The following is an 8,101-nucleotide window of genomic DNA, read 5'->3' as shown; positions in this document are numbered from 1 at the left end:
TTATTAGCCTTCTCCAAAATTTAACTCTTTAAGTAGTTTCTTTAATGCTCTTTTTTCTATTCTAGATACATAGGATCTTGAAATACCTAATATTGAAGCTATCTCTCTTTGTGTTTTTGGTTTCCCATCTATTAACCCGTACCTCATTTCTATTATTCTTCTCTCTCTCTCTTGAAGACATGTTTGCAGTATACAATATAATTTTTTCACTTGTATCTTATTTTCCACTACCTCCAAAATGGAATCTTTATCACTACTTAATATGTCCATAAGGGATATTTCATTTCCTTCTTTGTCTAGACCTATGGGATCTTGCAAATATACTTCACTTCTAATTTTCTTATTGTTTCTAATAAGCATAAGAATCTCATTTTCTATACATCTTGCAGCATAAGTTGCTAACCTAGTTCCCTTATCCATATCAAATGAATCTATTGCCTTAATTAATCCTACTGTTCCAATTGATATTAAATCATCCACTTCTTTCCCAGGAAATGAATATTTTTTTACTATGTGTGCTACTAATCTTAGATTTCTCTCAACTAAGACGCCCTTTGCTTCAGGATCTCCATCTTTTAATCTCTGTAAATATTCTTTTTCTTCTACTTCTGTAAGTGGCTGTGGAAAAGAGTTATTTCCTGAAACATATCCTGTAAGTAAGGCATATTCGCTAATTACATTCAATAACCAACTCAAGCAAAACATTTATGCTCCCCCTAATAGTGCTTATTATTATAATATGTTTACTTTAGGGGAAAAGTGACTATATGGTAATATTTATTTGAAAGAAAAATTTTAAATTTTAGGAATATTATATTATACAATGTAAAATCTAACTTTAGTTTAATTTCATAATATCACTATGAATTAAACTTTCTACTATATCCTTAAATACAGAACATGCAATTTGACTACTACCACTTTTTTCTTCTACCTGTGGTAAATATATAACCATTGAATAATACTTGTTTTCATATTTGAAAAACCCTGCAAACCAGCCATCAGAACACTTTTTATCTCCATTTAAATATTCAGTAGTACCAGTTTTGCCGCCGATTTCTATATTATCTATTTTAGCATTGCTTCCTGTACCAAGCTCATCATTTACTACACCTATCATACCTTCTTTAATTATATTAGCAGTACTTTCACTGAATACCTCTATAGATTCACTTTCATACTTCTTTAAAATTTTTCCTTCTTCACTTATTATTTTATTTATAATTTTAGGTTTAATATATTTACCACCATTAACTACTGTATTAGGAATGGATAATGCTGCTAGCGGTGTAGTTCTCACCGTTTGTCCTATAGATGTATTAGTAATGATATCTAAGTTATTTTCTACCTTATATCCTTCTATAGTTCCACTTTTCTCATCTTGAAGATTTAGCGTCTTATTAAATAACCCTAATCTATTAGATAATTCATATATTCTATCCATTCCAACCTTCCATCCAATCTGGGCAAAAGTATCATTAGAGGATGCTATGTATGCTTGCTCCATATTATATGAACCTAGCTTTTCAATACTTTTGGGGAAAATTTTCTTTAAATAGAACTTTTCATCTCTTCCTATTAGTTGATTTTCTATAGCTGCTTCATATAGTATAGTTTTAAAGGTAGAACCAAGTAAAAAACCATTTCCACTAGGTATTCCAATATTTACATTAGATAAACTATCATTTTTCTGCGCCATTGATAATATATCCCCAGTGGTGCTTTCCATTAGTACTGCTCCAATTTGACCGTACTCTTCATAATTTTTACTTTTTAAAATCTCTTCTACTTTTTTTTGAATATTATAATCTAGGGTTGTAACTACATTATTATTACCTTTTATGTCACTAAATACTTTTTTAATAATATTACCACTAACATCCTTTTCAAGCTTTAATTGCTCTTTTTTATTATTCTTAATATATTCATATATTTCTCTTTCTAAGGTTCCCTCATCTTTCAGTTTTGAATTATCAGAATATTTCACTCCACTAGCTAGTATATTCTTTATATTCCAATCATTATACTTTTTATATTCAGTATATTCATATACATACATTCCTCTTACATCTTCTATATTTTTTAACTTTTCATAACACTCTTTATCAATTTCATATTGCTTATTTCCATTTTCAATTTCATATTGTAATAAGGAAATATCATAATCTCTATTAAAACTTCGCAGTATATAGGATACATTTTTCATTGATATAAAAGCTGCTTCCTCGTTTAATGTATAAAAAGTTAATGGATCTATCACTACATAATATTTTAATGTACTTTCAAAAAGATTATTGTCATTTCGATCAAGTAACTTAAAGTTAATATTATTTATATCCTCTTCATAGTAATATTGTTCATTAGCAGACACTGAAAGTGTAGGCCCCTCCATTAATTGAACATAGATAAACCTAATAATTAATCCTATAAACATTAATATCATAATGGATAATAGGTAATAATTTCTCTTAGTTACCTGTCCTTTATTACTTTTTTGAAACAATAAAAACACCTCCCTTAGTATAATCTTTGACTAAAGAAAGGTGTTTAATACCAAATTTTTGAAACTTGTTTATACTGACCTATGTAATAATTACTCTTGTCTTGCTAATATCTGGTGGATATTTCCTTTAATAACTTCTATAGCTACTTTATTATGTCCACCTTCTGGGATAATAATATCTGCATACTTCTTAGTATTCTCTGTAAATTGTTCATGCATCTGCTTAACTACAGTTAAATATTGAGTTATTACTGAATCTACAGTTCTTCCTCTTTCATTAAGATCTCTTACTAGTCTTCTTATGAATCTTACATCTGCATCAGTATCTACATATATTTTTATATCTAACATATCTCTAAGAGATTCATCCTCAAGAACAAGTATTCCTTCTACTATTACTATTTCTCTTGGTTCTACCAGTATAGTTTCTTTTTTTCTATTATGCACCTCAAAATCATACTGAGGCTTCTCAATAGCTTTACCATCAATTAAAGATTTTAAATGATTTACTAATAAGGCTGTATCGAAGGCATATGGATGATCATAGTTTGTCTTTACTCTGTCCTCCATAGTTAAATGGCTTTGGTCCTTATAATAACAATCCTGTTCTATCATAGCTATGCAATTTCCATCAAAACTTTTGCATATTTCCTTTGCTATGGTACTTTTTCCTGAACCAGTTCCACCTGTTATTCCTATTATAACTGGACGTTTCATTAAACTTCCTCCTTAGCCTTTATTATAATATCATTTTCTTCTAATTCTTCATTAACTTTAGCCGTATATATCATTTTTGCACTAGGTGCTGACTCAATTTTATTTCCTTTTTCATCATGAAGTTCTCTAAGAACAACTTGCTTATTTTCTCCTATTGGTCTTAAAACCTCTACTTGAGCTCCTTCAACTACTTTATTTCTATGCTCAATTGTAACTATTCCTGTTCCTTTATTATAATCCTTAACTATACCTATAATGTCATAATTTCTTACATAGGCTGAACTATCTTGAACTTGTTTATTTTCTTCATTGAAATAGAATCCAGTATAGTATTGTCTATGACTAGGTTTATTTAAGTCTTCTAACCATCTTGGATTAAACTTATAGTCTTCTGGAGACTTCATATATTCATCTATAGCTTCTCTATAAGCTTTAACAACACTTGCCACATAGTAAGTGCTCTTCATTCTACCCTCTATTTTAAATGACAGTGCCCCAGTTTCCATAAGTTCTGGAATATGCTCAATCATACATAAATCCTTAGAATTCATTATATATGTTCCCTTATCATCTTCCATGATAGGATAATATTCTCCTTCACGTTTTTCCTCTACTAGATGATATTTATATCTACATGGTTGCGCACAAGACCCTCTATTAGAATCTCTCCCTACCATATAGTTAGATATAAGACATCTTCCTGAATATGCCATACACATAGAACCATGAACAAATATCTCTAAATCCATAGTTTCAGGTATTTTCTCTTGTACCTTTCTTATTTCTTCAAGGGATAATTCTCTAGCTAAAACAACTCTTTTTACCCCCATCTTATGCCAAAACTCACAAGTCTTCCAGTTAACAGTATTTGCTTGAGTACTTAAATGTAACTCCATATTTGGTACAGTTTCTCTAGCCATCAAAATTATACCAGGATCTGATACTATAATTGCATCTACTCCTGCTTCATATAATTCCTTCAGATAATCTTCTAAACCATCTAAGTCATCATTATGTGGAAATACATTTAAAGTTACATATACTTTTTTACCTTTTGAATGAGCAAATTCTATACCTTCTAATAATTCTTCATTGCTAAAATTATCTGCAAAAGCTCTAAGATTTAACTTGCTACCACCTAGATATACTGCATCTGCTCCAAAATTTATTGCTGCTTTAAGCTTCTCCAAGTTCCCTGCTGGAGCTAATAGTTCCGGTGTTTTCATTTTCATTCCTCCTAACTGTCAGTGCTATACCATCTCCCATTGGTATTACTGTTGTAAGTAAATTTTCATCCTTTGAGATTGTTTCCATATATTTCTTCATTCTTTTTACTATAGTAATTTTTCTTCTTATCATCAAGTCTTTACATGCAACCATACCTCTAAATAATACATTATCTGATATAATTATTCCATCCTTTGATAACATTCTTATGCAATGAGGTAAAAATTCACTATAATGACCTTTACCTGCATCCATAAAAATCAGATCATACTCATCATCTAATCCTTCAAGAACTTCCAAACAATCACCTTGTATTATTGATATCTTTTCATCCAAACCTGCTTTTTTTATATTTTCAGTTGCTATGGTTACCATTTTCTCATCTCTTTCAATGGTAGTTATAGTAACATTATTTTCCGATGCTAAGGACATTAAAATGGAGGAGTATCCTATTGCTGTGCCAAGTTCAAGTATCTTTTTAGGTTTTTTTAAATTAATCATAAACTCTATTAATCTAGCAGTTTCCTTTTGAACTATAGGCACTGCATTTTCTTCTGCAAAATCTTCTAACTCTTTTAACATCCCTTTAGAATCTCCTATGAGACCTCTTAAGTACTTTTCCATATAATCATATGTAATACCGCTCATTTCTTCCTCCATATAATCCTATATAATTTAATCATTATTTATATACTCTATTTAAAATCTCTTATACATATCATATACATTTACTATTAAGAATATAATAATTTTATAATACAAAGTTATAAGCTCAAAATTATTGAGCTTACAACTTTTTATTCTAAATTTAATATCTTAGTATCCTAATTCTTTCAACTTATTCATAAAGTCTACATCATTATCAGTAAAATAATGATGTGTTTTATCTTTTTCTAAAACGTAAAATAAATAATCAGTACTTTCAGGCTTAGCTGCTGCTAAAATTGATGATATTCCTGGACTAGATATAGGCCCCAATGGCAATCCATGATTTTTATAAGTATTATAAGGTGAGTCTACCTCTAAATGTTTATTTAAAACAGTATCTACATGCTCACCTAAAGCATAAATAACTGTAGCATCAATCTGTAGCTTCATTTCCTTTTTCAACCTATTGTATATAACTGAGGAAACTAATGGTCTCTCTTCATCTACTCTAGTTTCATTTTCTATAAGAGAAGCTATAGTTATTATATCGTAAATATTAGTTCCTTCAGGAATAATACTCTTAATTTTAGAATTAAAAGCATTATTCATAGTAGCTATAACTTCATTAGGTTCAACTCCTGGATTAAAGAAATATGTATCAGGAAATAAAAATCCTTCTAAATCATATCTCCTTCCTTCCTTTGCTGAAATATAATCAGGAGCTGCATATTCCTTTATAGCTTTTAAGAACTCATCCTTAGTAAATAATCCCTTTTCCTCAAATAATATAGCCATTTTTTCTATATCATATCCTTCTGGAATAGTTACAGATATAGAGCCTTCATTATTTTTATTCTCTAAAACAGCAATTATCTTCTCAAAGCTTAAATTACCTGATAACTTAAATGTTCCTGGTACAAGTTCTGCTGAAGTATTATGCAACTTCATATAAATCTTGATTAATGTTTTACTTTTTATAAAACCTTGATTATCTAACCTATCTAATACGTTGTAAAGCGAATCCCCTTCATTTACAACTACGGTGACTTCTTCACCTTTTAATGGAGACTTTGTCGCATAATTGTAATAAAAACCACTGACTGTTAATATTACTACTAACACTATTACAATTATACCTACAATTTTCTTCATATTACACCCCCATGAACGGAAATATTATTTCTTTAATGCTGCTCTTTTTCTTAGGGTTGGATCTAGTATTTTCTTTCTTAATCTTATAGTTTTTGGAGTAACCTCTACAAGCTCATCAGAAGCTATAAATTCTATACATTGTTCTAATGACATATTAGGTACTGGTATTAATTTAAGTGCATCATCTGATCCTGAAGATCTTGTATTTGAAAGATGTTTCTTCTTACATACATTAACTTCGATATCTTCATTTCTTGAACATTCTCCACAAACCATTCCTTGATATACTGGAACTCCTGGTCCTATAAATAATCTTCCTCTTTCTTGTGCATTGAATAATCCATATCCAATAGACTCTCCAGATTCAAACACAACTAGAGATCCTCTGTTTCTCTCTACTATATCACCTTTATATTTTTCATAACCAACTAAAACGTGGTTCATTATTCCATTTCCTCTAGTTTCAGTCATAAACTCATTTCTTAATCCAATTATTCCTCTTGATGGAACTTTAAATTCAAGTCTAGTGTATCCATTAACAGCACTAGTCATGTTAACCATCTCTGCTTTTCTTGGACCCATTTTTTCCATAACAACTCCCATATACTCTTCTGGTACGTCCATTGTTAAGTTTTCCATAGGTTCTAAAAGTTCTCCATTTTCATGTTTGTATATAACAGATGGCTTAGATACTTGGAATTCATATCCTTCTCTTCTCATAGTTTCAATAAGAATTGAAAGATGAAGTTCTCCTCTTCCACTAACTTTAAATGAGTCTGCTGAATCAGTTTCTTCAACTCTTAAACTTACATTAGTTTCAAGTTCTTTCATAAGTCTATCCCTTAAGTGTCTAGATGTAACAAAATCTCCATCTTGACCTGCGAAAGGTGAGTTATTAACTATAAAGTTCATACTAAGAGTTGGCTCATCAATATCAACAAATGGCAATGCTTCTGGATTTGTAGCATCTGCTATTGTTTCTCCAATATTTATACCAGGAATTCCTGATATAGCTATAATATCACCAAGTTTAGCTTCTTCTACCTCAACTCTTTTTAATCCATCGTAAGTATAAACATTTGATACTTTTACATTTTTCTTTGATCCGTCCTTTGACATTTGGGCTACGGTTTGATTCTTTTTAATAGTTCCTCTTTCAATCTTACCTATTCCAATTTTACCAACATATTCGTTGTAATCTATTGATGTTACAAGCATTTGTAATGGCTCGTCTATGTAACCTTTTGGTGGGTGCACAGTTTCAATAATTGCTTCGAATAATGGAACCATATCTACAGGTTTATCTTCAAGTTCTGATATTGCAACTCCATCTCTAGCAGATGCATATATTATTTTAAAATCTAATTGCTCATCTGTAGCACCTAATTCTACAAATAAGTCAAAGATCTCATCTATAACTGCCTCTGGTCTTGCATCTTTTCTATCAATTTTATTGATAACAACCATTGGATCTAATCCAAGCTCAAGGGCCTTTTTTAGAACGAATTTAGTTTGTGGCATAGCTCCTTCATAAGCATCTACTACAAGTAAAACACTATCTACCATTTTAAGTACACGCTCAACTTCTCCACCAAAATCAGCATGGCCTGGAGTATCTATAATGTTTATTTTAACTCCATTATACATTACTGCAGTATTTTTTGAAAGAATAGTTATTCCTCTTTCTCTCTCTAAATCATTCGAGTCCATAACTCTCTCTTGCATTACTTCATTTTCTCTAAATACTTTACTCTGCTTTAAAAGCGCATCCACTAAAGTTGTCTTACCATGGTCAACGTGAGCTATTATAGCGATGTTTCTTATATCTTCTCTTGTATATAAATTCATATTTTT

At 30.2% G+C, this 8,101-nt stretch carries 7 protein-coding genes; all 7 read right to left on the bottom strand.

Features of this window, described 5'->3' with window-relative positions; genetic code table 11:
* Window positions 1-3: 3 nt before the first annotated feature.
* Window positions 4-705 carry an RNA polymerase sporulation sigma factor SigK gene (gene sigK, locus IO99_RS10805; protein ID WP_035133266.1) on the bottom strand — a complete coding sequence of 234 codons (702 nt, stop codon included), beginning with the start codon at window positions 703-705 and terminating at the stop codon, window positions 4-6.
* A 133-nt stretch (window positions 706-838) separates the two neighbouring features.
* Window positions 839-2,503 (bottom strand): penicillin-binding transpeptidase domain-containing protein, encoded by a 1,665-nt coding sequence (locus IO99_RS10800; RefSeq protein WP_051824053.1) that lies wholly within the window; start codon window positions 2,501-2,503, stop codon window positions 839-841.
* Between the two features lie 90 nt (window positions 2,504-2,593).
* Complete coding sequence (gene udk, locus IO99_RS10795; protein ID WP_035133265.1) at window positions 2,594-3,220, bottom strand: uridine kinase; 627 nt, start codon at window positions 3,218-3,220, stop codon at window positions 2,594-2,596.
* Window positions 3,220-4,446 carry a peptidase U32 family protein gene (locus IO99_RS10790; RefSeq protein WP_035133264.1) on the bottom strand — a complete coding sequence of 409 codons (1,227 nt, stop codon included), beginning with the start codon at window positions 4,444-4,446 and terminating at the stop codon, window positions 3,220-3,222. The genes udk and IO99_RS10790 overlap by 1 nt, the downstream gene beginning before the upstream one ends.
* Window positions 4,397-5,095, bottom strand: a complete 699-nt coding sequence (locus IO99_RS10785; RefSeq protein WP_035133263.1) for an O-methyltransferase — start codon at window positions 5,093-5,095, stop codon at window positions 4,397-4,399. The genes IO99_RS10790 and IO99_RS10785 overlap by 50 nt, the downstream gene beginning before the upstream one ends.
* Before the next feature lie 168 nt (window positions 5,096-5,263).
* Entirely contained in the window at window positions 5,264-6,247 is a 984-nt protein-coding gene (mltG, locus tag IO99_RS10780; RefSeq protein ID WP_035133261.1) for an endolytic transglycosylase MltG, read from the bottom strand.
* Window positions 6,248-6,271: 24 nt separating this feature from the next.
* Entirely contained in the window at window positions 6,272-8,095 is a 1,824-nt protein-coding gene (gene typA, locus IO99_RS10775; protein ID WP_035133259.1) for a translational GTPase TypA, read from the bottom strand.
* Between the last annotated feature and the right edge of the window lie 6 nt (window positions 8,096-8,101).

Source organism: Clostridium sulfidigenes (assembly GCF_000732635.1).
Lineage (GTDB): Bacteria > Bacillota > Clostridia > Clostridiales > Clostridiaceae > Clostridium_J > Clostridium_J sulfidigenes.
Note: the sequence above shows the minus strand (reverse complement) of the source record. Positions and strands in the feature narration are given on the sequence as shown.

What these genes read in the sequence shown, in the direction of transcription:
- sigK (WP_035133266.1), bottom strand. Translation starts at nt 705, where the DNA reads ATGTTTTGCTTGAGTTGGTTATTGAATGTAATTAGCGAATATGCCTTA.
- udk (WP_035133265.1), bottom strand. Translation starts at nt 3,220, where the DNA reads ATGAAACGTCCAGTTATAATAGGAATAACAGGTGGAACTGGTTCAGGA.
- IO99_RS10790 (WP_035133264.1), bottom strand. Translation starts at nt 4,446, where the DNA reads ATGAAAACACCGGAACTATTAGCTCCAGCAGGGAACTTGGAGAAGCTT.
- IO99_RS10785 (WP_035133263.1), bottom strand. Translation starts at nt 5,095, where the DNA reads ATGAGCGGTATTACATATGATTATATGGAAAAGTACTTAAGAGGTCTC.
- mltG (WP_035133261.1), bottom strand. Translation starts at nt 6,247, where the DNA reads ATGAAGAAAATTGTAGGTATAATTGTAATAGTGTTAGTAGTAATATTA.
- typA (WP_035133259.1), bottom strand. Translation starts at nt 8,095, where the DNA reads ATGAATTTATATACAAGAGAAGATATAAGAAACATCGCTATAATAGCT.